This window comes from Streptomyces sp. CGMCC 4.7035 (assembly GCF_031583065.1).
In the GTDB taxonomy this organism is placed as follows: Bacteria; Actinomycetota; Actinomycetes; order Streptomycetales; family Streptomycetaceae; genus Streptomyces; species Streptomyces yaanensis.
Map to the genome: position 1 here is coordinate 5,056,897 of NZ_CP134053.1, position 22,863 is coordinate 5,079,759.

Sequence of the window (22,863 nt, forward strand, 5' to 3'; positions counted from 1 at the left end):
AGAGGATGCGAAATCACGGCCTTCTGCACACGCTTCAAGGGCTGTCCCGTAATCGTCACTCCGGGTCAGTCGGGCCAGGCTCAGGAGCCTTCCGAGGTGGAAGCGTGATCCGCTGCCGTCTGGAGGACGGGGATCAGGTCTGCCGCCCGTTCGAGCTGGTCGCGCTGGGAGCGCAGGTCCAGGGCGCCGAGGCGTACGACGATGTGCCGCACGCCGGCGGCAACGTACCGCCCCAGGCGCTTGAGCACTTGGTCGGCGGAGCCGGTGACGACTGCCTGGATCCTCTCCAACTCCTCGAGCGGCACGCCGTATGTGGCCCGCGCGTAAGCGTCCAGTGCCCTACGGCCGCTCTCGATGTCCTCGTCGATCCGTACCGAGACGAACAGTGCGGGGGTAATGTCCTCGGCCGTACGTCCGGCGTCGGCCGCCGCTTTGCGGACATCGCGGAGGCCGGATGCGTAGTCGGCGGGGTCGGGCGGGTAAGGCAGCCATCCGTCGTACATCCGACCGGTGCGGGCCAGCGCTGCGGGGGTCGCACCGCCGAGCCATATGGGCGGGCCGCCGGCTCGGGACGGCCTGGTCGTGGGCGGGATGTCAGCGAACCGGAGGATCTCGCCGTGGAAGGAGTCGGCGCCGTCCCACAGGGCCCGCCACAGCGCGACCGTCTCGTCCAGGCGGGCGAAGCGTCTTTCCCACGGCACCTCGGACAGCGTGTAGAGGGGCCGTCCGAAGCGGCCGGGGAAGCCTGCGCCGACGGTCACGGTGAGCCGGCCACCGGACAGCAGGTCGATCGACGCAAGTGACTGCGCGGTCTGGATCGGCCGTCGCAGGAACGGCATCAGCGCAGCCGTACCCAGAGTCACGGTCTCGGTCGCCGGGGCGAGCGCGGCCAGCATCGTGAGCGCCTCGATGCGCGGGCTGATCAGGGAATCGTTGACGAAAAGCGAGGAGAACCCCGAGCGTTCGGCCTGGCGGCCGAAGGCGACCAGCTCGCGAGGGTCGTCGGCCGGGCCCCATTGGGCAGTTCCGGTCGGAAGCAGTACACCGATGTCCATGTCGGCGATGTTCACCACCGGGGCGGGTGGCGACAATTCCCTGCGGGGAATGGCCTGAGACCCTCCGCGGCCATTACAACAGGCCCGTGGACTTCCCTCGTGCGCTTCGCGAACGTCGTGCCCGCCGTCATCTCAGCCAGCTCGACCTGGCGCTGCGGGCGGGTACCACCCAGCGGTACGTCAGCTTCATCGAATCCGGCAGGTCCGTCCCCGGCCGGAACATGGTCGTACGCCTGGCCGAGTCACTGGAACTGCCGCTGCGGGAGCGCAACGAGCTGCTGCTGGCCGCCGGGTACGCGCCCGCCTACCCCGAGAGCTCACTCGACGACCCGGTGCTGGCCCCCGTGCGCACGGCGATCGATCACATCCTCCGGGGGCATCTGCCGTATCCGGCGCTTGTTGTGGACCGGGGCGGTGACATGATCGCCGCGAACACCGCGTTCGACCTGATCACCGAGGGTGCGGCCGCCGAGCTGGTGGGCCCGGGCACGAACGTCTACCGCCTTGCGCTGCATCCCGACGGCCTGGCTCCCCGCATCCGCAACCTCGCCGAATGGGCGCGCCACATCCTGACACGCCTCGGCCACCTGGAGGAGTTGCGCGCCGAGCTCACCGAGTACGTTCCCGAGCTGGAGCCCTCCGCCGCGCCACTCGGATTCGCGGTTCCGCTCCGCCTGCAGTCCTCGTACGGTGAGCTGCGTCTGATGACGACCGTGACGACCTTCGCCACCGCCGTTGACGTGACACTTGCCGAGCTGAAGCTGGAGGCGCTCCTACCGGCCGACCCGGCGACGGCCGAGGCTCTCTCGGCGGCCGCCGGGCTAATGGCCTCTGCTGATACTGCTGCTACGGTCAGGCCCCCGAGAACATGTAGCGGGCCTTGATCCGACCGTCGTCGAGCACGAGAATCTCCAAGCCCCCACCAACAACGTCGCCGGTTTCGGTGGCAGTGTCCCGCGTCGTCACGCGGGAGAGTCCGCAGGCTGAGCGTCCCGCATCATGGTCCGGCCGGTCGGCAGCAGCCGCGGCACCGCCCCCCGGACCCGCCCGATCAACGGCGGAAGGAACGGCGCGCTCACCGTCGCCCCGGCCGCCGCCGACAGGGCGATCGCCCAGGCCACGGGACCGAGCGGCGTGCAGCCGAAGAACTGGCTTAGGACCGGGGTCTGGACCACCGCCGCGAGTGCGGCCAGGGAGCCGACGGAGGAGATGACGATCGCCCTGCTCCGGCCCCCGGCCAGCAGGGTCTGGCCGAGTTGCGCGCCCACCAGGGCGACCAGGGCGACCGTGCGGGCACGGGTGGCGCGGCCGGTGAAGCGGGCCGCGAGCCAGCCCGCCGTGGCGCCGAGGGTGGTGGCCACGGCACGGCAGACCACCTCCTCCGTCAGGGCCGTGCCGAGGGAGACCTCGGGGCCCTCATGGAGCATGCGCTCGGCGGCCTCGGGGTGGGGCGGGCGCAGGGCGACGGCCATGGCCGGGGCGAGGTCCGTGAAGAGGTTGACCAGCAGGAGCTGGCGGGCGGTCAGGGGTGAGGTGCCGGTGGCGGCCGCCCCGAGGAGGGTGAAGGCGATCTCGCCGAGATTCCCGCCGACGAGGATCGCCAGGGCCTGCCGTACCGAGGCCCACATGGCGCGTCCCTCGACGAGCGCGGCGACCACCGTCTCCAGCCTGTCGTCCGTGACGACGAGGTCGGCCGCGGCACGCGCGGCGGGCGTGGCCCGAGTGCCGAACGCGATCCCGATGTCGGCGAGCCGGATGGCCGGCGCGTCGTTGGCCCCGTCGCCGGTCATCGCGACCGTGCGCCCGAGGCGCTGGAACGCCTGTACCACGCGGACCTTGTGCACGGGGGTGCCACGGGCGACGACAGCCACCTCGGGCAGCAGGGCGTCGAGGGCACGCTCGTCCAGGTCGTCGAGTTCGGCACCCGTCACCACCCGTCTGCCGTTCAGGACACCCAGTTCACGGGCCATCGACTCGGCGGTCCCGGGATGATCGCCGGTGATCATCACGATCTGCACTCCGGCGTCCGCCAGCCGGCGCACCGCCTCGGCGGCGGTGCCGCGTACCCGGTCGGCGAACGCGACGAAGCCCAGGAAGTCCAGGCCGGTGACCGTCTCGTCGGTGAGCTCGCCGCCGGGGGCGTCCCGGAGTTCGGCGACGGCGAGGATCCGTTTGCCCTGGGCCGCCAGCTTCTCGCCCGCCGCGAGGACGGCCTTGCGTGCCTTCCGGTCCATGGGCCGGCCGCCGCGGGTGGCGCAGCGGTCGACGACCTCCTCCGGCGCCCCCTTCACCGACAGGATCCGGCGCTTGCCACGACGGCCCCGGGTCGCGTGGAAGCCACGGCTCGGTTCGAACGGCAGGCTCGCGGTGCGCCGCCAGCCCGGCGCGCCCGTCGTCCGGTCCACTCCCGCCTCCTCCGCGCCCTCGGTGACCGCGCCGTCGGTGGCGTGTTCCAGCCTCCTGCCGCCGTGCGGGCGTGGTGTCGCCCGCAGTGCCGCGGCGAGTACGGCGCGCTGTTCGTCGCCGAGCGATTCGAGGGGAAGACTTTCGCCGTCGGCCGCCACGGCGACGAGGGAGATCCGCCCCTGGGTGAGGGTTCCGGTCTTGTCGAAGCACAGGACGTCCGTGCGGCCGGCCGCCTCGATGGTGCGGGGGTGCCTGAGCAGGGCCCCGCGTGCGGACAGCCTTCTGGCCGAGGCGAGTTGGGCCGCCGAGACCAGGAACGGCAGCCCTTCGGGAACGCTCGCCACGGCCAGTCCCACACCCGCGCCGACGGTGTCCCGGGTGGGGCGTCCGCGCAGCATGCCCGCCGCGACGACGGCTGCGGCCGATCCGAGGGCCACCGGCAGGGTGGTGCGGGTGATCCGGGTCAGTCGGCGCTCCACTCCGGCGGCGGGTGCGGCGCCGCGTCCGCCTGCCGCGGCCCGGCCCGCCTCGGTGGCCGTGCCGGTCGCGACGACCACCGTACGGGCGCGGCCGGCCGCGACGGTGGTGCCCTCGTAGACCATGGACGTACGGTCCGCGAGGCCGGAGGCCAGAACGGGCGCGATGTCCTTGGCCACCGGCAGCGACTCACCGGTCAGCGCCGACTCGTCGACCTCCAGATGATGCGCCTCCAGCAGCCGGCCGTCGGCGGGCACCACATCACCGGCGTTCAGGTTCACCACATCGCCCACGACCAGTTCCTCGGCGGGCACGGTGGTCTCCTCGCCGTCCCGCAGCACTTTGGCCATGACGGCCGACTCGCGCCGCAGCCGGGCCACCGCCCGTTCGGTCCTGTGCCGCTGGAAGCCTCCGAAGAGCCCGGACAACGCGGTGACCGCCACGATGACGACGGCGTCGAGGGCGGCGCCGACCGACGCGGACATGGCTGCTCCGGCGCCCAGGACGGGCGTGAGGGGGTTGGTCATTTCGGCCAGATAGGCCCGGCCGAGCGAGACCGTCGGCACCCGTTCGCCGGTGGTCGTCACCCGGGTCCGTGCCTCCTCGGTCGTCAGGCCGCCGTCGCTGCCCCCTGCTCTGGCGAGCACGGTGGACGGGTCCATCGCATGCCAGGGCTGGCGGGACGCGGTCACCGGCGGGGGGCGCCGCAGCAGCCGTACCGCCGCCCAGACACCGACACCGATTCCCAGCCCTGCCGCCGCGTTGAACGCCGTCACACCGCGGGCCGCAGGCCGCCGTGCCTCGCCGGCCAGCACCGCGGTCCCGCCGACGACGGCCGCGGCCTGGGCGATCCGGGCTCCCCAGTGCGCGGTATCCCGTGCGCTGCGGCAGGCCTCCACGATCATGACGGCCGACGCAGGATCGGCGTGCAGGTACAGATCCGCGCCCCAGGGCGGAGTCCCCTCGGAGTCCGCGATGCCCACCCCGACATCGGCGGCCCTGAGGGCGCGGCGGTCGTCGGAGACCAGCAGCACGCCGTCGCCGCCGCGCTGCAGGGCCCGTACGGCGTCGAGCAGGTCGCCTTCACCGCTGACCGCGTCGGCGTCCCGCACGGACGCGTCGCCGGTGTGCGCGCCTGCGGCCACGACCTTGAGCCGGGCCGCCTGGGCGGCCGGGACGAAGGCGCTCGCCATGTCGTGCATCTCGGGCAGCACGCTGACCACGGCGAGCAGGTGCCGTCGGCGCGCCAGGCCCAGCACGAGCGGCGCGCCCTCACGGTGCAGCCGTTCCCTGGCCTGTTCCCCGGTGCGTCCTCGCAGTGACAGGTCGTCGACCGGCCCCAGTACCCACTCGCCGTCCCGGCGCAGGCGGTTCGGGGCGGAGCCGTCGAAGAGCCGGTGGGCCGTCGCGGCGAGTTCACCCGGGGGTACCTCGTCGTCCAGCGCGACCAGGTCGGCCAGCAGATGGGACCCGGTGGCGAGGGTGTCCGTGTCGAGGAGCAGGGTGCCGATCCGGTCCAGCCTCCTGAGCGCGTCGGGGTCGGCCACGACGACTCCCCGGCGGGCGAGGCCGCGGCCCAAGGCGCAGGCGAAGCCTTCGCGTGCCAGGAGCGGCGCCTTGGGGATCGCCGCCAGCGCCGCTCCGGTTGCCCTTCGGGGGCGCCGGGTGAGCAGGAGTGATCCGGCGAAGGACGCCGCGGCCACGGCAAGTGCCTGGTCGGCGTAGCGCTCGACCGGTCCGGGCTTCAGCGGCGTCTTTCGGGGCGGCGCCTCGGCCGCCGCGTGGTAGGCCCCGGTTTCGGCGCTGCCCGTCAGACGCGGCTCGGCCTCGGCCCAGGTGGCGGCCTCCGCGTCGGCTTCCATCATGCGCAGGGTGTGCCGGAGGGCATCCACGGCGACTCCCACGACTCCGCCGGAACCCGCCTGGCTCACCGCCGTGAGCCCGGCCAGCAGCGCCCCGGCGTTCTCTCGGCCGATCGCCTGGTCCACGAGGCGTCTCAGCCGGGGGTGGGTGTCGACGATCGGGAGGAGCGCCGCGAGCCCTGAGGGGATGGGGGTGAAGTGCGTCAGGCCGGCAGCCGCGGCCGCGGGGGCGGCCGCGAGGTGCATGGCCGCGGCCCACCCGGCCCTGCGGACCGTCCCGCCGGACGCGGGATGTTCGGGCAGCGGGTACTCGACGCCGTGCGCCTCCTCCACCGCCTCGACCGCCTCGACCAGCGCCTCCGTGATCGCCTCGGCGTCGGCCGGGTCCACCAGGCCGACGACGGCGTGTCCGAGTACGCCGTTCACCACGGCCCACTCGACGCCGCGCAGGGACCGCAGCCGCCGCTCGACGTCCTTGGCCAGCCTCTTCGCGGCGGACTCGGGCAGGTCACCGGCGCGCAGACCCCGTACCGCGACGTGCACACGCGGTCCGAAGACACGTACGCGTGCCCGAGCCTCGTTCTGCAGCGCACCGGCCGCGCACGACACCACGGACCGCAGCAGACCGCGCCCCGGTACTGCCACAGTGCATCACCAGCTCCCAGCGGCCCCCCACTCCCTACGTGCTGACGGCCACCATCAGCCTCTTCCATCGCACCGCTTTCAACGCGCACACGCCACCCGACGCGCGGGAGAATTGAAGGGCACACCACACCGACTCCGACGAAGGGAGAAGGGGGATGGGTAAGACTGCGGAGGCCACAAGAGGGGGCTTCGCGTCCGAGAAGCAGGCCGCTGAGACACAGGCTCACGGGGGAGCCGGTCTTCACCTGCACACGCGCACGCTGCACCCTTCGGTGCCGATTCCGTACCTCACCAGGGACGATCTGACGATCACAGCCCGCGAGGCGACGGCCCGACTGCCCGGCAGGCCACCGGCCAAGGACCTCGCGTTCTACGGGGCCCTCGGGGCGATGGCCGTGGCGGGGGCCCTGGAATGGCCAGTGGCCCTGGCTGTCGGCGGGGCCACCTGGCTGGTGCGCAGTAGCAGGAAGGAGCGGCGCGAAGGAGAACTGCAGGCGACGGAGTAGCGCGGCACCGGGTCGGTGACCGGCCGGGAAGACCGCGGACCGAAGCCCGCAACCCAAGGGCGCGCGGCAGCGTCAGCGCTGCCGGGCGCCTGTTGTGTCGGGCGGCTGCCGGTACGGCCGCCTGCTGTGGAGGCGGCTGCCGGTACGGCCGCCTGTTTTATTGCGCGGCCACCGGTACGGCCGTCTGTGTGTTACGAGGTTGCCGGCACGGCCACCTGTCTTACGCGGTTGCCGGCACGGCCACCTGTCTTACGCGGTTGCCGGCACGGCCACCTGTCTTACGCGGTTGCCGGTACGGCCACCGTCCGCAGCGTGCGCGCGGACACGGACCACACGTGCCATACGAGGCGCAGGATGATCGCCTCGGCGAGCGCGATGCCCATCTTCGTCGCGACGGCTACAAGAATCTCGCCCATGTCGGCTGACTTTCTGTACTCGGATGCGGGTGTCCGATATCCGACAATGCAGCCCTTTCGCCCACCGCGGGTGCCCGGCAGACATACGTTTGGTGTCGCTTGGGTGAACAAACGGAACGTGGCGGTGTCGCTACGCGCGAATGCCCGGCGCCTCCGGTGCGCTCGGACGGCGGCGAAGGACGGTCCGGGTCTTCGTGACCAACCGCATATCGCGCGGGTAGCCGTGCGGTAGCGCACTGTCAGTCCTTGCCCCTAGGCTTGCCCGCATGTCCCCCGATTCCATGAGCCCTGGTTCCGCGCGGTCTGCCGACGACTTAAACGAGCGCATTCGCGCCCTCTGGCTGCGCGCGGGCGGTTCTCTGTCGGCTCAGGAACGCGCGGAGTACGAGCTGCTGGTCGTGGAGTGGGCGGCAGCGATACGCAGCGAGGTCATCGAGGCGGCCTGAACACGCTCCGTCGTTCCCTCACCGGGCCTCGGTCAGCAGGCGTTGGAAGGCCGTGGGAGTCGGGCGCCCCGGCAGGAACTCCTTGATGCGACGGGCGCATTCGGCCGGATCCGTGCGGCTCGTGTCCAGTTCCAGGTCGTACACGCCGTGGGCATGCACCACCTCGATCTGTCGTGCCGCCAGCCCCAAGGGGCGGTCACCGCGGGCGCGCTCACGACGTTCCAGCTCCTCCCGCGGACAGCGCACCCCCACCAGCACCACGTCCTGAGCCGGGAAGAGCTCCAGACAGTCCCGCAGCCGCCACCTCTCACTGAGCACATGGTCGACGACGACGTTGTTGCCCGCGGCGGCCATCCCGGCCACGGCCCGGTGGTAGCCCCGCCAGGTGCGGCGCAGCATCGCCTTCAGCTCGTCCGACGGCAGTTCCGGCCCGGACCTCATCGCGTGGAACGCGTCGACGGGCATATGGAACCAGGGCTCGTCGACGATCCGCAGCAGCTCCGCGGCGATGCTCGACTTGCCCGCACTCGACGTGCCGTTGAGAAAGACGATCAGGCCGCCGCGCCCGCCGTCAGCGTCCACCGGCGACCCTCAGGACGCCACCCGTTGTGTACGAGGCTTCCGGGGACATCAACCAGGAGATCGCCGCGGCGATCTCCTCCGCCTGGCCGGCACGACCCAGCGGGGTCGTGGCCCCCACCCGATCGGCGCGCCCCGGATCGCCCGTCGTCGCGTGGATCTCGGTGTCGATCACCCCGGGAGCGACCCCGTTGACCCGGATGCCCTCAGGACCGAGTTCCTTGGCCAACCCGACCGTCAGGGTGTCCACCGCGGCCTTGGTCGCCGCGTAGTGCACGTACTCGCCGGGGCTGCCCAGCGTCGCCGCCGCCGACGACACGTTGACGATGACACCGCTCCCCCGGGCCGACATCACCTGGGCGGCGCGGCGTGCGCACAGCAGCGCGCCCAGGAGGTTGACCTCGACGACCCGGCGCAGAACGGCGGTGTCCGTGTCCGCGAGCCGGCCCTGCGAGCCGGTCACGCCGGCGTTGTTCACCAGGCCCGTCACCGGCCCGAGCGTGTCGGCGGCCGTGGCGAAGAGCCGGTCCACGTCTGCCTCGACGGACGTGTCCGCGCGCACCGTGACGCACTGTGCGCCGGCCGCCCGTACGGCGCTCGCGGTCCGCTCCGCGGCCTCGCCGTCCCGCACGTACCCGAGCACCACGTCGTGCCCGTCCACCGCGAGCCGCACGCATGTCGCGGCGCCGATCCCCCGACTGCCGCCCGTGACCACCGTGACCGGACGCGCCATAACTGTCTCCTCGTTTTCGACTCGTGCCGACAGCTTGAAGTGGATCACCCTACGATCGCAGACGCACGAGGCGTCTTCACTCGGGGGTAGGCCCGTCCCTCAGCCAACAGCGCCGCCTCGCGGCCGAGTTCACCCTCGCGCACGAGCCCGTGGATCTTCCGGCGAGCGGTTCATATGCGTGACGCCGCCCCGCAGCCGCCTCTGTCCGTCGGCCAGGCCCTCACCGAGCGGCGATGCGGACGAGCCGTGTCTCGTGCGCGGAGACGGTTACGCAGAGGGCATCGGTGAGTCGCTCCGGGCTCGCACAGCGGTGCTATGAAGGTTATATGAGGGTATTTTTCTGGCGATATCGGGGCCCGGGGCGTCATCCACCCACCGGTCGCTCACGTGATCGTCGGGCTTCCCTGCTGAACCCGCGCAGTACGGCCGGGCAGGTGTTCCTCCTCCAGATCGTGATCGTGGTGCTCCTGGTTGTCGCCGCGGTGGCGGCCCTGCTGCTTCAGGCGGCGCGCGACGCAGTGGAGGAAGGGCGTCGCGAGTCGGTCGTCGCGGCCCAGTCCTTCGCGAATGCCCCTGGCGTGGCGCAGGCGCTGCGCAGCCGCGACCCGACCGCAGTGCTGCAACCGAAGGCCGAAGCGGCACGGAAGAAGGCGGGCGTGGATTTCATCGTCGCCATGAACACCCAGGGAATTCGTTATACGTATCCCTACCCGCAGGAGATCGGGAAGAAGTTCGTCGGCACCATCGGACCGGCGCTGGAGGGCCGTACCGTCATCGAGCAGGCCGGCGGTCCGCCGCTTCCCGCGGGCAAGGGAACGGCCGTGCAGGCGGTGGTCCCGGTGACCGACTCGCGCGGCACGGTCGTCGGCCTGGTGTCCGCCGGGATCACGGTCAAGAACGTGGCGCGCATGTGGATGCCACAGCTGCCGATCATCCTCGGTACCGGCGCGGTCGCGCTCGCGCTGGCCACGGCCGGGACGACGCTGGTGTACCGGCGGCTGCGGCGGCAGACGCGCGGTCTGGCCCCGGTGGAGCTGACGCGGATGTACGAGCACCACGACGCGGTCCTGCACTCGGTGCGGGAAGGGGTGCTGATCACGGACGCCGACGGACGACTGCTGCTGGCCAACGACGAGGCACAGCGACTGCTGGGCCTGCCGGCGGACGCGCAGGGGCGCCCTGTGCGGGAGCTGGCGCTGCCGGAGCAGATCAAGGATGTGCTCATATCGCGGGAGACGGTGACCGATGAGGTGCATCTCGCGGAGGACCGGTTGCTGGCGGTGAACAAGCGGCCCACGTTCCCGGACGCAGACGCGGACGCGGACGAGGGCCGGGGAGGCAGCGTGGTGACGTTGCGGGACACCACGGAGCTGGCGGCGGTGTCGGGGCGGGCCGAGGTGGCACGGAAGCGGCTGACGCTGCTGTACGAGGCCGGGGTGCGGATCGGGACGACGCTGGATGTGTGGCGTACGGCCCAGGAACTGGCCGAAGTGGCGGTGCCGCGGTTCGCCGACCTCGTCACGGTGGATCTGCTGGACGCGGTACTGCGCGGGTGGGAGCCGACAGCGGAGGGATGGCGGCGTCTGCGCCGTGCGGCGATCAGCGGCAAGCAGCAGATGATGCCGGTGTATCCGCTCGGCGAAGTGATCACGTTCTCGCCGGGAACCCCGCAGATGCGGACGCTGCGGCAGGGGCGCAGCGTGCTGGAGGCAGACCTGCGGCAGGCCCGCGGTTGGCAGCAGCAGGATCCGGATCGCGCCCGAAAAGCCCTGGAGCGCGGGTTGCGTTCGCTGGTGACCGTGCCGCTTCAGGCGCGGGGTGTGCCACTGGGCGTGGCGAACTTCTACCGGATCGTGGATTCCCCGGCGTACGAGCCGGAGGATCGGTCCTTCGCCGAGGAACTGGCCGCGCGGGCGGCGGTGGCGATCGACAACGCCCGGAGGTTCACGCGGGAGCACGCCATGGCGGTCACCCTGCAGCGCAGTCTGCTGCCGCGGGGGCAGCCGGATCAGGACGCGCTGGAGGTGGCCTGGCGGTATCTGCCTGCGGAGGCGGGCGTGGGCGGGGACTGGTTCGACGTCATCCCGCTGCCGGGCGCCCGAGTGGCGCTGGTGATGGGCGACGTCGTCGGTCACGGGGTGCACGCGGCGGCGACGATGGGGCGCCTGCGCACCGCGGTGCACAACTTCGCCACGCTGGACCTGCCCGTGGACGAGGTGCTCGGAAACCTGGACGACCTGGTCGTCCGCATGGACAACGAGGAGGGCACCGAGGAGGCCGCGGATGACCACGAAGGAGAGGGGGTGACGGGGGCGACCTGTCTGTACGCCATCTACGACCCGATCGCCGGAGTGTGCACGATGGCCCGTGCGGGACATCCCGACCCGGTGGTGGTGGCTCCCGACGGGACCGTCACCTGTCCCGAGGTGCCGGCCTCGGCCCCGCTCGGACTGGGCGGCTACCCCTTCGAGACCGCCGAGCTGCACCTGCCGGAGGGTTCACGGCTCGTGCTGTACACCAACGGCCTGGTGGAGGACCGCGCCCGTGACCTGGACATCGGCCTTGAGGGCCTGCGCCGGGCGTTGGACGGGGTCGGGGGACACACTCCTGAGGAGACGTGTCAGGCGGTGATCGACGCGTTGAAGCCGGCGCACCCCTCGGACGACATCGCGCTGCTGGTGGCGCGAACCCGGCTGGTCCCGCCCTCGTGCGTGGCCGAGTGGGACGTGCCGCCGGACCCGGCGGTGGTGCCCTCGGTACGGGCGAAGTGCAAGGAGAAGCTGCGGGAGTGGGGGCTGGAGGAGATCGGCTTCACCTCGGAACTGATCCTCAGCGAGCTGGTCACGAACGCCATCCGGTACGGATCGCCACCCGTCAACGTGCGGCTGCTGTACGGGCGCTGTCTGATCTGCGAGGTGTCGGACGGCAGCAGCACCTCGCCTCGGCTGCAGCGGGCGGCAACCATGGACGAAGGCGGGCGGGGGCTGTTCCTCGTGGCGCAGTTCGCCCAGCGATGGGGAACGCGGTACACCTCTCGCGGCAAGGTCATCTGGGCGGAACAGACTCTTCACGACGGCGCGTCCGCCGCCGTGGGCTCCGCACCGGTCGACGCTCTCCTCGATCAGTACGACGATTCCGTGCTGTGAGCCCGGTCCGCCCTGCGAGCCGGTCCGCCCTGCGAGCCCCGTCCACCCCGCGAGGCCGATCCACCCTTTGTAACAGAGGGCTCGCTCCGGCCCGGCGGACCCGAAATCCCCTGCACACCCCTTGGCTGTGCATCTTCCGTCCCCAACACTGAGCCGATGACCCAGCGCGTGGAGCTCGCGACCGTGATGGACCGGCTGGCCGTCGACGGACTCGTCACCGAGTACGCGGTGGCCGTGGACGACGGCGACTGGGAGGCGTACCGACGGCTGTTCACGGTGGACGGGCGCGCCGACTACCGCTCGGCCGGCGGCATCGAGGGCGATGCCGGGCAGGTGGCCGGGTGGCTGGAGGAGACCATGCGGCTGTTTCCGATGCGCCAGCACCTGATCGTCAACCGGCGCGTCCGGTTCGGTCTCCTGGAGCAGGACATCGGTGACACGGCCCGGATCCAGGCCGACTACGTCAATCCGATGCGGTTCGCGGGGCCGGACGGCGGGCCGTCCGAGCCGGACTTCGTCTGCGGCGGACGGTACGCCTTCGCGTTCCTGCGCACGGGCGAGGGCTGGCGGCTGCGCGAGGTGGTCGTACGGGAGAAGTGGCGCCGGACACCGCGAGTGCGGCAGCAGGACACCTAGCGCGCCCCTCCTCGCGCACCCTCACGCCCCCTGTCGAAGATCCTCTCCTGCGCGCACACTGGATGGAGGTACACACCGGGGAGGGATGCGCCGAATGAGGATGTCCAGCGACTGGCTCACCTCCCGGTGGCGGCGCGGTGCCGCCGTCACGCTCGCGGGTGCGCTGCCGATGTTGGCCTTCCCGGCGCCCTCCTGGTGGTGGTTCGCGTACATCGCTCTGGTCCCGTGGATTCTGCTCGCCCGGTCGGCGCCGACCGGGAGGCGGGCCGCGTACGACGGCTGGCTCGGTGGCTTCGGCTTCATGGTGGCCGTGCACCACTGGCTGCTGCCGAGTCTGAACGTGTTCACGTTCGTCATCGCGGCGCTGCTCGGCGCGTTGTGGGCGCCCTGGGGCTGGCTGGTGCGGCGCTTCCTGGCCGGTGTGCCCTCGCCGGGGCGGCTCGGCGCGGCTCTCGTCGTGCTGCCCTCCGGCTGGCTGATGGTCGAGCTCGTGCGTTCCTGGCAGGGGCTCGGAGGTCCCTGGGGGCTGCTCGGGTCGAGTCAGTGGCAGGTGGAGCCCGCGTTGCGGCTCGCCTCGATCGGCGGGGTGTGGCTGCTGAGTTTCCTGGTCGTGAGCGTCAACGTGGCCCTCGCCCTGTTGGTGTCGGTGCGCCAGGCGCGTGTACCGGCTGTGGCCGGGCTCGTCGCGACGGCCGCCGCGACCTCGGCGGCCTGGGTCTGGTCGCCGCGTCCCGACGTCGACGGGCGGGTGCGGATCGCGGTCGTCCAGCCGGGAGTCGTCGACGGCATGGACAGCGGGGGCAAACGGTTCGACCGCGAGGAGCAGTTGACCCGGGAACTCGCGGGGCAGGACGTGGACCTGGTGGTCTGGGGCGAGAGCAGCGTCGGCTACGACCTCGCGAGACGGCCCGATCTGGCGGACCGGGTAGCGGCGCTCTCCCGGCTGGTGAAGGCCGACATCCTCGTCAACGTCGACGCCCGCCGCTCCGACCGCCCCGGCATCTACAAGAGTTCCGTGCTCATCGGTCCGAAGGGCCCGACCGGTGAACGCTACGACAAGATGCGGCTCGTCCCGTTCGGTGAGTACATACCGGCGCGGTCCGTGCTCGGCTGGGCCACCTCGGTCGGCAAGGCGGCCGGCGAGGACCGCAGGCGCGGCAGCGAGCAGGTGGTCATGAAGGTCGGACACGGCTTGCGCGTGGGCCCGATGGTCTGCTTCGAGTCCGCGTTTCCGGACATGAGCCGGCATCTCGCGCAGGACGGCGCCGAGGTGCTGCTCGCCCAGTCCTCGACGTCGACGTTCCAGGACAGCTGGGCGCCGGAGCAGCACGCCTCGCTGGCAGCGCTGCGCGCCGCGGAGACCGGCCGCCCGATGGTGCACGCCACACTGACCGGCGTCTCCGCCGTCTACGGACCGAGCGGCGAGCGCGTCGGCTCGTGGCTGGGGACCGACCGGAGCACATCAGCGGTGTACGACGTCCCGCTCGCCCACGGCGTCACCCCGTACGTCCGCTTCGGCGACTGGCCGCTGCACGCGGCCCTGCTGGTGCTCGCCGGACTGTGCGCGACGGAGGGCGTCCGGGCGTTCAGAGTGCGACGGGGCGCTCCTGCACCGCAGCCACCACCCGCTCGCACAGTTCATGGGTCGCCAGTGCGTCACGGGCGCTGAGCACCTTGCCCGCGCGGACGGCGTCCAGGAAGGCCAGCGTGGCCTGCTCGATGCCGCGCTGCCGGGCCACCGGCACCCAGTCGCCGCGCCGTCGCACGGTCGGCTGGCCCTTGTGGTCGATGATCTCGGCGAGGTTGAGCACCTGCCGCTTGGTGTCCTGCCCGGAGACCTCCAGGATCTCCTCGGCGGAGCCGCTCAGCCGGTTCATCACACCGAGCGCCGTGAAGCCGTCGCCGGCCAGCTGGAGCACCACGTGGTGCAGCAGCCCGCCCTCGACCCGGGCTCGTACGGTCACGTCGTCGACCGGCCCCGGCACCAGGAACCGCAGAGTGTCGACGACGTGGATGAAGTCGTCGAGGATCATCGTGCGCGGTTCCTCGGGCAGTCCGGCGCGGTTCTTCTGCATCAGGATCAGCTCGCGCGGATGGTCGGCGCACTGGACGTATCCGGGGGCGTATCGCCGGTTGAAGCCCACCGCCAGGCTGACGTTCCGCTCCTCCGCGAGCCGTACCAGGCGTTCGGAGGCGGCGAGTTCGTAGGCGAGGGGCTTGTCGACGTACGTCGGTACGCCCGCCTCCAGGAGCCGGGTGACGATCTCGGGGTGGGCGGTGGTGGACGCGTGCACGAACGCCGCGTCGAGGTCCTGGGCGACGAGCGCGTCGAGGTCGGCGTGCCGCTGTTGCCGCGGAAGGTGCAGGCTGTCGGCGACCCGGTGGAGCGTCGTGGGGGTCCGCGTCTGGAGGTGCAGTTCGATCCCCGGCTGCAGCCCGAGCACCGGCAGATAGGCCTTCTGCGCGATGTCGCCGAGTCCGATGCAGCCGACCTTCACGGGATGTCTCCTAGGGGTTGCCGACGGGTGCCTCGTCGGAAGCATACGGCTGCCGCGGGGGCCGCCAGTCGGCGATTCCGTCGAAGCTGCGCAGGAACAGCGCGGGCCCGGCCAGGGACAGTCCGGCGATCGTGGCATCGCGTACGAGCATGCCGACGCGGTTGGTCATCATGGTCAGCCGCGCGGTCCTGACGGCCTGTCGGGCGATGGCGGTCGTACGGGGCAGCCGGGCCGCCGTGTACGCGGCGAGGTCGTCGCCGTGGTGGGCGAGCACGATCGCGTCCTCGATGGCCTGGTTGCCGCCCTGGCCGAGGCTCGGCGGCATGGCGTGCGCTGCGTCGCCGAGCAGGGCGACCCGGCCCGAGTGGAACGCGGGCAGCGGCTCGGCGATGTGGTGGACGTCGTGTCGCAGGACGTCCTCGGGGCGGGCGGCGGCCAGGACGGCGGGGATCGGGTCGTGCCAGTCGCCGTACCGGCGGACGAGTTCGGCCTTCTCGTCATCGGGTGCGCGCTCCCCCGCGGGCGCGACGGCGGCGGCGTACGCGTAGACCCTGCCGTCCTTGAGCGGGTGCGTGCCCCAGATGCGGCCCCGGCCCCACGTCTCGTGCGAGGCGAAGTTCACGCCGGGCACCGGGAGCAGGACCCGCCAGGCGGTGAATCCGGAGTAGACGGGTCCGGGATGGTCCGGGAACAGCGACCGCCGTACGGCGGAGTGGATGCCGTCCGCCGCGACCACCAGGTCGGCCTCCAGCTCACCGTCCGGGCTGGTCACGCGAGCCGGATGATCGGCGTCTCCGGGGTCGGTGAGGCGCGTGTCGGCGCCTGTGCGCACGCTTCCGGCCGGAAGCCGAGCGGCCAGCCGGTCGATGAGCGTGGCCCTGGGCAGCAGGACGAGCGGGCCGCCGAAGCGCTCGACGGCGGCGGCGGTACTGGTCCGAGCCAGCCAGCGGCCGCCCGGCGTGCGCAGTCCGCCTTCGGCCTGCCGGACGGCCAGGTCGCGGATCTCGTCGCCGAGCCCGATGACGTCCAGGGCGCGCAGGGAGTTGGGGGCCAGCGAGATGCCCGCGCCGACCGGCTCCAGGGAGCGAGCGCGCTCCAGCACGGTGATCCGCCAACCGCGCCGGTGCAGGGCCACGGCAGCGGCCAGGCCCCCGATCCCGCCCCCTACGACGACCGCGCGCGACGACTGTGCCATGGCTCCTCCTCGACCCATGCAGACGCTCACTACAAATGTAGTACGAGCACGACCCCGGACCCTACTACAGACGTAGTGTCACGGGTAGGTTGGTCTCCATGTCCGTACGCACCACCGGCGCCTCCCGCGCCGACCTCGTCGCCGACACCGCCCTCGCCCTGCTCGCCGAGCGCGGTATGCGCGGGCTCACGCACCGGGCGGTCGACGAGGCGGCCGGGCTGCCCCAGGGCTCGACCTCGAACCTGGCGCGCACCCGCCAGGCGCTGCTGGAGCTCGCGGTGCGTCGGCATGCCGAGCGGGAGGCGCGGTTGCTCGCGCTGCACGAGATGCCGGATCCGCGCGGCGGGCTCGACTCGCTGGTCGGCGGCCTTGCGTTGGCGGTCCACCGTTCCCTGACCCGCAACCCTGAACTGCTCGTCGCCCGCTACGAACTCGCCCTGGAGGCCACCCGCCGCCCCGAGTTGCGGGCGTACTACGACGCCACGGGCGCCCGCTTCCGCGACCTGCTCACCGCCCTGGTCACGGCGCTGGGCTCGACGGACCCGGCCCGGCATGTACTGTCGCTGGTCGCCTGGGCGGATGGGCTGATGTTCTCGTGCGTGGCCGGTACCTTCCACGCCGAAGTACCGAGCCTGGACGAGGTACGCGCGAGTCTGTCGGAGCTGTTGGAAGGGATGCTCGACGACTGACCCGGGCACCCGGAAAACTCCTGGTGGGCTCCGCAGGCCTGGGCCACGATGCGGGCATGACGACGCAGCACACCAGGCCCGCCCAGATGGCCGGCGAACGCGCCATGCTCGAAGGCTGGCTCGACCACTACCGCCGGACCCTCGCGCGGAAGTGCCAAGGCCTCACCGAGGCCCAGCTCAGGACCGCCTCGGTGGAGCCGTCTGCGCTCTCCCTGATGGGGCTCGTGCGGCACATGGCGGAGGTGGAACGGTGCTGGTTCCGCAAGGTCCTCGTGGGTGACGACCCGGGGCCGCTCTACTCCGGCGACAAGGACCGGGACGGCGAGTTCCGCCTCACCGAGGCCGATACATGGGACGAGGCGTACGCCACCTGGCAGGCCGAGATCGAGATCGCCCGGCGGTACGCGGCCGGCTTCGGCCTGGACGACCTCTCCAGGGGCCCGAGCAAATTCACCGACGAGCCCTTCAGCCTGCGCTGGATCTACAGCCACATGATCGGGGAATACGCCCGGCACAACGGCCATGCCGACCTGATCCGGGAGCGGATCGACGGGGTCACCGGAGATTGACGTCACCCGTCTGCGGGTCCGCGCCCTCCGTACGGGGCCGGACATCACCCGTGCGGGGCATCCTTCGCCCGTCCGCCCCCCAAAGCGGCCCGGACACAGCAGAGTTGCGCGGGTGCATCGAACGACGACGACCGCAACGCTCCTGGTCACCGTGGCCGTCTCGGCCCTCACCGGCTGTGTGACCGTCCAGCGACCGACTGCTCCCGGCCCGCCGCCGGCGCCCCCGCTCCCGGCGGCCCCACACCCCGACGGCAGCGCGCAGAGCCGCGTCGTCCAGGCCCCGGCCCGGGAGGCACTGGAGATGGTCCGGCCCTCCCAGCACCCGTCGCCGGCCCCCACCCCGCATCGCCCGCCCCTGCCGACCACCGCCGCGACGGCGGGAACCCCTCACCGACCACCCGCGGCCCCGCGCCCCGGGCATGCCCGTCCCGCGCCGCACAGCGAGGCACCGCCGGCCGTCTCCGAGGCGATCCCCAAGAACGCGGACGTATGCGCGCTCGGCCGCAGGTACGGGGGATGGCAGCCGGACAGTCCCGAGGCACGCATCTGCGGGAGCACCTACGGGCGTTGAGTCTTCCAGGAGGACGATGGGCCACCTGGCGGGAGCACCTGCAAGCGATGGGCCACCCGGCGGGAGCACCTGCAAGCGTTGCGCCTCCAAGCAGGAGGGGCCGCCCGCGGGAGCGCCTGCGGGCATTGAACCCTTCGAGGAGGACGAGGGCCGCCCGGCGGGAGCACCTGCGGACGTTGCGCCTCCAAGGAGGAGGGGTCGCCCCCGCCCGCGGGAGCGCCTGCGGGCGTTGAACCGAAACACGGGGCCCTTCCGAGAGAAGCAGGGGACACCCGGGCAACTGCCCCGGAGCCTCGCTACGGCCGCTGTCTCGGCGGCCCCAGGGTCTTCCCGCCCGGACCGTCCAGGGGTCCGGGTTCGGGTGCGCCGCCCGTCGGCCCCTCTGCCGCGAGCCGCCGCTCCAGGCGGCCGATCGCCGCCCTGACGCCGTCGCCGTAGCCGTCGTCGCCGAGGGCGCCCGCCGCGCCGCGGGCCCGGCGCAGGTGGACGCGGGCGGCCTCGGAGCGGCCGAGCTTCACATAGTCGGCGGCCAGGTTCAGATGGAGCGATGGGTAGAAGGCGCGCACCGCGAGCGCGCCGTCGTGCTCGGCGACGCGCTCGTCGGTGAGTTCCTCGGCGGCCGACAACGCCCTCAGGTCCCAGGCGAGTTCGTCCGTCGGGTCGTCCTGCGTGTCCGCCATGTAGTGCGCCAGCGTGCAGCGGTGCAGCGGGTCGCCGGCCTCGCCGATCTCCGCCCACAGCCGCAGGAAACGATCCCGGGCCTCCTCGCGGTCGCCGCCGTGGTGCAGCATGACGACCTGCCCGATCCGGCTCATCACGGCGTCCGGCGCCGCCTGCTCCTGTCGCTCCGCCACCGCGTCCTCCACGCTCGTGACCCCCCGGTGTGTCACCCGTCCCCCACGACGCTAACCGCCGCCACCGACAATCGCGCTCAGGCGGCTCCGTAGGGACGCTGGGCCATGACGGTGACGACGCGCGGCCACCGGTGACCGGCGCGGGCAGGGTAGGACCGCGGTGGGCCCCGCCCCCGCCCCGGGCCTCATCCCAGGTTCGGGATCGTCCAGTCGATCGGCTCGTGCCCCTGCCGGGCCACCGCCTCGTTGATCTGCGTGAACGGACGCGAGCCGAAGAACTTCTTCGCGGACAGCGGCGAGGGGTGCGCGCCCTTGACGACGACGTGCCGCGTCTCGTCGATCAGCGGCAGCTTCTTCTGCGCGTAGTTCCCCCACAACACGAACACCGCCGGGTCCGGCCGGCCGGCGACGGCACGGATCACCGCGTCCGTGAACTTCTCCCAGCCCTTGCCCTTGTGCGAGTTCGCCTCGCCCGCGCGCACCGTCAGCACCGCGTTGAGCAGCAGCACGCCCTGCTCGGCCCACGGCATCAGATAGCCGTTGTCCGGGATCGGCGTGCCCAGCTCCTCCTGCATCTCCTTGTAGATGTTCCGCAGTGACGGCGGGGTCTTCACACCGGGCCGCACGGAGAAGCACAGACCGTGTCCCTGACCCTCGCCGTGATACGGGTCCTGACCGAGGACGAGCACCTTCACCTTCTCGTACGGCGTGGCGTCGAGGGCGGCGAAGACTTCGTCACGCGGAGGGTAGACGGGACCCTTGGCGCGCTCCTCCTCGACGAACTCCGTGAGCTCCTTGAAATAGGGCTGCTGCAGTTCGTCGCCCAGAACGCCCCGCCAGGACTCCGGCAGCATGGCGATGTCGGTCACGTCAAGTTCCTCCGATGTGCGGTCACTTCCAGGTCTCAGAACCTACAGGCGACCACTGACAACCTGCCCCCGAACCCCGTGCGGGCCGGGGCTACCAGCTGGTCTTGCGGGACAGCTCCCACATCATCATGATCGTCGACGGGTCGAGCGCCCGCTCCCCGCCGGAAATGTCCTCGTTGACCGCGAGGAACTGCTTGCCCTGCCACAGCGGCAGCAACCGGGCGTCGTCGACGAGGATCTTCTGGGCCTGCTCGAACTCCCTGACCACGTTGGCGCGGTCGCTCTCGCGCCGGGACTGGGGCAGCAGCACCCCGGTGATCTCCGGCTGCGGATAGGGCGTACCCAGGGCGTTCTGGTCGCCCACGAAGGGCGCGATGTAGTTGTCGGGGTCCGGGAAGTCGGGGAACCACCCACGGCCGAACACCGGGTACTCGCCCTTCCGGTAGCCCTCCACGTACGTCTTCCAGGGACGGCCCTTGAGGGTGACCTGGAAGAGACCGGACCCGTCGAGCTGACGCTTGAGCTCGCGGAACTCCGGCGCGGTCTCGGAGCCGTAGCGGTCGGTGGTGTACCAGAGGGTCAGCGGGACGCGCCCGGTGATGCCCGCCTCGGAGAGGATCTTGCGCGCCTTGGAGGTGCTGGGCTCGCCGAAGGCGTCGAAGAAGGAGGTGGTGTGCCCGGTCAGCCCCGCCGGGACCATGGAGTAGAGCGGTTCGACGGTGTCCTTGTAGACATTGTGGGCGACCGCCGCCCGGTCCACGACCTGGGCCACTGCCCTGCGCACGGCGGCCTTGCCGGCCCACGGGTCCTTCGGGTTGAAGACCAGGTAGGAGATCTCGATGCCCGAGTTCTCCACCAGGTGGATGCCGTCGTCGGACTCGCGGCTCTGGAGGGAGACGATGTCGGAGGCGGCGAGACCGCGGTACGTGACGTCGATCTTCCGGTCCTTGAGGGCGTTCACCATGCCGGCGGAGTCCTGGAAGTAACGGATGGTGACCTCGTCGTTCTTCCGGTCCGCGTAGCCCTTGTAGCGGCTGTTCCCGACGAGTCGGGCCTCCTTGCCCTCTTGGTAGGACTGCAGCGCGTACGGTCCGGACCCGGTGATCTTGCCGTCCTTGCGCACCAACGTGGCCGAGTAGTCGGCCGGGTCGACGATCGACATGGCCGGCGTGGCGAGGATGAACGGGAAGGTGGCGTCCGCCTCTTTGAGGTGGAAGACGACTTCCCGGTCGCCCTTCACATCGACCCGGTCGAGAGTGCCCAGAAGGCCCGCCGGGCCGCCGGACACGTTGATCCGCCTGATCCGGTCGATCGAGTACTTAACGGACCGGGCGTCGAGCTTGTCCCCGTTGGAGAACGTGAGGCCGTTGTGCAGGACGCACCGGTACGCCAGGTTCGTCCGGTCGGTGAACCCGCAGCTCTCGGCGGCGTCGGGCGCCGGCTCGGTCGCGCCGTCGGGGTAGTTCAGCAGGGTCTGGTAGACGTTGCGGAACAGCTCCCAGGAACTGTCCCAGGAGGCGGCGGGGTCCAGCGTGGTCGGCGAACTGGTGGTGCCCACGACGATCGGCCCCTGCTTGTCGGAGGACCCCGAGGAAAGCACACCGCAACCGGCCACCAGGGATATGGACGTGATCGCCGCCAGCCGACGCAGCAAACGGTTCCGGTTGAACACGCGCACACTCCTCGATCTGCCGTACCAGGGGTCGGCGGCAGACCCTACCGCAGCGTCCGCCCGAGAGGACCTGGTTCGCGGAGGGCTCTTGATCAGCGCGTATATGACGACGTTGTCATCGGTCTGAGTGTCGCTTGTACGTCGACACGGGCGCCATTTGTGTCCACGACATGGGCGGCATTCGTGTCCACGACACCGGCACCCTTTGCATCACGACACGGGCGCCGTCTCTGTCCACCGGCGCCCGTGTCGGGGGCTCATCTCATGCGACTCCGGCGTTGAGGAAGATGCCGCCGTCGACGACGAGTGTCTGCCCCGTGACCCAGTCGGACTGGTCCGACGTCAGGAACGCGGCCGCGCCGCCGATGTCGGAGGGGACGCCGAGCCGGCCGAGCGGGTAGGCCGCGGCGGCCTCCGCCTCCCGGCCCTCGTACAGGGCCTGCGCGAACTTGGTCTTCACCACGGCGGGCGCGATCGCGTTGACCCGCACCTTGGGCGCGAACTCGTGCGCCAGCTGCTGGGTCAGGTTGATCATCGCGGCCTTGCTCACGCCGTATGCGCCGATGAAGGGCGAGGGCGCAAGGCCCGCAATCGAGGTGATGTTGACGATCGCGCCGCCGTTGTCCTTCTGCCAGGCGTGCCAGGTCCGCTGCGCGAAGCCGAGCGCCGAGATCACGTTGGTCTCGAACACCTTGCGTGCGACGTTCAGATCGAGGTCCGCCATGGGTCCGAACACCGGGTTCGTACCGGCGTTGTTGACCAGGAAGTCGACGCGGCCGAAGGCCTCCATGGCGCGCTCGACGGCGGCGGCCTGGTGGGTCTCGTCGTGCGCCTTGCCCGCGACGCCGATGACCCGGTCGCCACCGAGCTTCTCGACGGCCTCCTTGAGGGCTTCCTCGTTGCGGCCGGTGATGACGACGCGGTCGCCGCGCGCGACCAGTGCCTCGGCGACGCCGTAGCCGATGCCGCGGCTGGCGCCCGTAACGAGGGCGACCTTGCCCGAAAGCTCGGGGAGTTCAGTCATGTCCGTGTTCCCCAG

Annotated in this window: 20 protein-coding genes; 9 read left to right on the top strand and 11 right to left on the bottom strand. The window is 71.6% G+C overall.

Annotated elements, in window-relative coordinates:
- Positions 1–80: 80 nt before the first annotated feature.
- The gene (locus tag Q2K21_RS21975; RefSeq protein ID WP_310773631.1) at positions 81–1,055 is read right to left on the bottom strand and encodes an LLM class flavin-dependent oxidoreductase; all 975 of its coding nucleotides are present in this window, start codon (positions 1,053–1,055) and stop codon (positions 81–83) included.
- Between the two features lie 86 nt (positions 1,056–1,141).
- Here Q2K21_RS21975 and Q2K21_RS21980 point away from each other — a divergent pair, with 86 nt between their 5' ends.
- Complete coding sequence (locus Q2K21_RS21980) at positions 1,142–1,939, top strand: helix-turn-helix domain-containing protein (protein ID WP_310773634.1); 798 nt, start codon at positions 1,142–1,144, stop codon at positions 1,937–1,939.
- A 78-nt stretch (positions 1,940–2,017) separates the two neighbouring features.
- On the opposite strand, the gene Q2K21_RS21985 is transcribed toward Q2K21_RS21980, so the two are convergent.
- A complete protein-coding gene (locus tag Q2K21_RS21985; protein ID WP_310773636.1) occupies positions 2,018–6,445 on the bottom strand; it encodes a cation-translocating P-type ATPase in 4,428 nt (1,475 codons plus the stop codon).
- Positions 6,446–6,600: 155 nt separating this feature from the next.
- On the opposite strand from Q2K21_RS21985, the gene Q2K21_RS21990 reads away from it, so the two are divergent.
- Positions 6,601–6,951 carry a hypothetical protein gene (locus Q2K21_RS21990; RefSeq protein WP_310773639.1) on the top strand — a complete coding sequence of 117 codons (351 nt, stop codon included), beginning with the start codon at positions 6,601–6,603 and terminating at the stop codon, positions 6,949–6,951.
- A gap of 278 nt (positions 6,952–7,229) precedes the next feature.
- Here the strand turns inward: Q2K21_RS21990 and Q2K21_RS21995 are convergent, their stop codons facing one another.
- Complete coding sequence (locus Q2K21_RS21995) at positions 7,230–7,367, bottom strand: hypothetical protein (protein WP_310773640.1); 138 nt, start codon at positions 7,365–7,367, stop codon at positions 7,230–7,232.
- A 266-nt stretch (positions 7,368–7,633) separates the two neighbouring features.
- On the opposite strand from Q2K21_RS21995, the gene Q2K21_RS22000 reads away from it, so the two are divergent.
- A complete protein-coding gene (locus tag Q2K21_RS22000; RefSeq protein ID WP_310773643.1) occupies positions 7,634–7,813 on the top strand; it encodes a hypothetical protein in 180 nt (59 codons plus the stop codon).
- Positions 7,814–7,831: 18 nt separating this feature from the next.
- On the opposite strand, the gene Q2K21_RS22005 is transcribed toward Q2K21_RS22000, so the two are convergent.
- Together Q2K21_RS22005 and Q2K21_RS22010 are read right to left on the bottom strand one after the other, a co-directional pair.
- On the bottom strand, positions 7,832–8,395 hold the full coding sequence (locus Q2K21_RS22005; RefSeq protein ID WP_310773646.1) for a chloramphenicol phosphotransferase CPT family protein: 564 nt from the start codon (positions 8,393–8,395) through the stop codon (positions 7,832–7,834).
- Positions 8,385–9,125 carry an SDR family oxidoreductase gene (locus Q2K21_RS22010; protein ID WP_310773648.1) on the bottom strand — a complete coding sequence of 247 codons (741 nt, stop codon included), beginning with the start codon at positions 9,123–9,125 and terminating at the stop codon, positions 8,385–8,387. The genes Q2K21_RS22005 and Q2K21_RS22010 overlap by 11 nt, the downstream gene beginning before the upstream one ends.
- 326 nt (positions 9,126–9,451) lie before the next feature.
- Here Q2K21_RS22010 and Q2K21_RS22015 point away from each other — a divergent pair, with 326 nt between their 5' ends.
- The 3 genes from Q2K21_RS22015 (at position 9,452) to lnt (ending at position 14,576) form a co-directional block, all read left to right on the top strand.
- Entirely contained in the window at positions 9,452–12,271 is a 2,820-nt protein-coding gene (locus Q2K21_RS22015) for a SpoIIE family protein phosphatase (protein ID WP_386277064.1), read from the top strand.
- A 156-nt stretch (positions 12,272–12,427) separates the two neighbouring features.
- Positions 12,428–12,907, top strand: coding sequence for a nuclear transport factor 2 family protein (locus Q2K21_RS22020; protein WP_310773654.1), 480 nt, complete (start codon positions 12,428–12,430; stop codon positions 12,905–12,907).
- Positions 12,908–13,001: 94 nt separating this feature from the next.
- On the top strand, positions 13,002–14,576 hold the full coding sequence (gene lnt / locus Q2K21_RS22025; protein WP_310773656.1) for an apolipoprotein N-acyltransferase: 1,575 nt from the start codon (positions 13,002–13,004) through the stop codon (positions 14,574–14,576).
- Here the strand turns inward: lnt and Q2K21_RS22030 are convergent.
- Complete coding sequence (locus tag Q2K21_RS22030; RefSeq protein ID WP_310773659.1) at positions 14,494–15,405, bottom strand: Gfo/Idh/MocA family protein; 912 nt, start codon at positions 15,403–15,405, stop codon at positions 14,494–14,496. The two genes, lnt and Q2K21_RS22030, sit on opposite strands and share 83 nt — an antisense overlap.
- Before the next feature lie 10 nt (positions 15,406–15,415).
- Positions 15,416–16,600: an FAD-dependent monooxygenase gene (locus Q2K21_RS22035; RefSeq protein WP_310773661.1), complete on the bottom strand. Its 1,185-nt coding sequence runs from the start codon at positions 16,598–16,600 to the stop codon at positions 15,416–15,418.
- 98 nt (positions 16,601–16,698) lie between these two features.
- Between Q2K21_RS22035 and Q2K21_RS22040 the strand changes: the two genes are divergently transcribed.
- The 3 genes from Q2K21_RS22040 (at position 16,699) to Q2K21_RS22050 (ending at position 18,429) form a co-directional block, all read left to right on the top strand.
- The gene (locus Q2K21_RS22040; protein ID WP_310773664.1) at positions 16,699–17,289 is read left to right on the top strand and encodes a TetR/AcrR family transcriptional regulator; all 591 of its coding nucleotides are present in this window, start codon (positions 16,699–16,701) and stop codon (positions 17,287–17,289) included.
- A gap of 56 nt (positions 17,290–17,345) precedes the next feature.
- Positions 17,346–17,858: a DinB family protein gene (locus Q2K21_RS22045; RefSeq protein WP_310773666.1), complete on the top strand. Its 513-nt coding sequence runs from the start codon at positions 17,346–17,348 to the stop codon at positions 17,856–17,858.
- Positions 17,859–17,970: 112 nt separating this feature from the next.
- Positions 17,971–18,429, top strand: a complete 459-nt coding sequence (locus Q2K21_RS22050; protein ID WP_310773668.1) for a hypothetical protein — start codon at positions 17,971–17,973, stop codon at positions 18,427–18,429.
- 296 nt (positions 18,430–18,725) lie between these two features.
- Here Q2K21_RS22050 and Q2K21_RS22055 read toward each other — a convergent pair whose 3' ends face one another.
- The 4 genes from Q2K21_RS22055 to Q2K21_RS22070 form a co-directional block, all read right to left on the bottom strand.
- Positions 18,726–19,283, bottom strand: a complete 558-nt coding sequence (locus Q2K21_RS22055; protein ID WP_310773671.1) for a hypothetical protein — start codon at positions 19,281–19,283, stop codon at positions 18,726–18,728.
- Between the two features lie 185 nt (positions 19,284–19,468).
- The gene (locus tag Q2K21_RS22060) at positions 19,469–20,152 is read right to left on the bottom strand and encodes a uracil-DNA glycosylase (RefSeq protein ID WP_310773673.1); all 684 of its coding nucleotides are present in this window, start codon (positions 20,150–20,152) and stop codon (positions 19,469–19,471) included.
- Positions 20,153–20,243: 91 nt separating this feature from the next.
- A complete protein-coding gene (locus Q2K21_RS22065) occupies positions 20,244–21,824 on the bottom strand; it encodes an ABC transporter substrate-binding protein (RefSeq protein ID WP_310773676.1) in 1,581 nt (526 codons plus the stop codon).
- A 262-nt stretch (positions 21,825–22,086) separates the two neighbouring features.
- Positions 22,087–22,848, bottom strand: coding sequence for an SDR family oxidoreductase (locus Q2K21_RS22070; protein WP_310773678.1), 762 nt, complete (start codon positions 22,846–22,848; stop codon positions 22,087–22,089).
- Positions 22,849–22,863 lie beyond the last annotated feature (15 nt).

Bases quoted from the DNA above. Each gene is read 5' to 3' on its own strand.
- Q2K21_RS21975 (WP_310773631.1), bottom strand. From the start codon at position 1,055: ATGGACATCGGTGTACTGCTTCCGACCGGAACTGCCCAATGGGGCCCG.
- Q2K21_RS21990 (WP_310773639.1), top strand. From the start codon at position 6,601: ATGGGTAAGACTGCGGAGGCCACAAGAGGGGGCTTCGCGTCCGAGAAG.
- Q2K21_RS21995 (WP_310773640.1), bottom strand. From the start codon at position 7,367: ATGGGCGAGATTCTTGTAGCCGTCGCGACGAAGATGGGCATCGCGCTC.
- Q2K21_RS22000 (WP_310773643.1), top strand. From the start codon at position 7,634: ATGTCCCCCGATTCCATGAGCCCTGGTTCCGCGCGGTCTGCCGACGAC.
- Q2K21_RS22010 (WP_310773648.1), bottom strand. From the start codon at position 9,125: ATGGCGCGTCCGGTCACGGTGGTCACGGGCGGCAGTCGGGGGATCGGC.
- Q2K21_RS22015 (WP_386277064.1), top strand. From the start codon at position 9,452: ATGAGGGTATTTTTCTGGCGATATCGGGGCCCGGGGCGTCATCCACCC.
- Q2K21_RS22020 (WP_310773654.1), top strand. From the start codon at position 12,428: ATGACCCAGCGCGTGGAGCTCGCGACCGTGATGGACCGGCTGGCCGTC.
- lnt (WP_310773656.1), top strand. From the start codon at position 13,002: ATGAGGATGTCCAGCGACTGGCTCACCTCCCGGTGGCGGCGCGGTGCC.
- Q2K21_RS22035 (WP_310773661.1), bottom strand. From the start codon at position 16,600: ATGGCACAGTCGTCGCGCGCGGTCGTCGTAGGGGGCGGGATCGGGGGC.
- Q2K21_RS22040 (WP_310773664.1), top strand. From the start codon at position 16,699: ATGTCCGTACGCACCACCGGCGCCTCCCGCGCCGACCTCGTCGCCGAC.
- Q2K21_RS22045 (WP_310773666.1), top strand. From the start codon at position 17,346: ATGACGACGCAGCACACCAGGCCCGCCCAGATGGCCGGCGAACGCGCC.
- Q2K21_RS22070 (WP_310773678.1), bottom strand. From the start codon at position 22,848: ATGACTGAACTCCCCGAGCTTTCGGGCAAGGTCGCCCTCGTTACGGGC.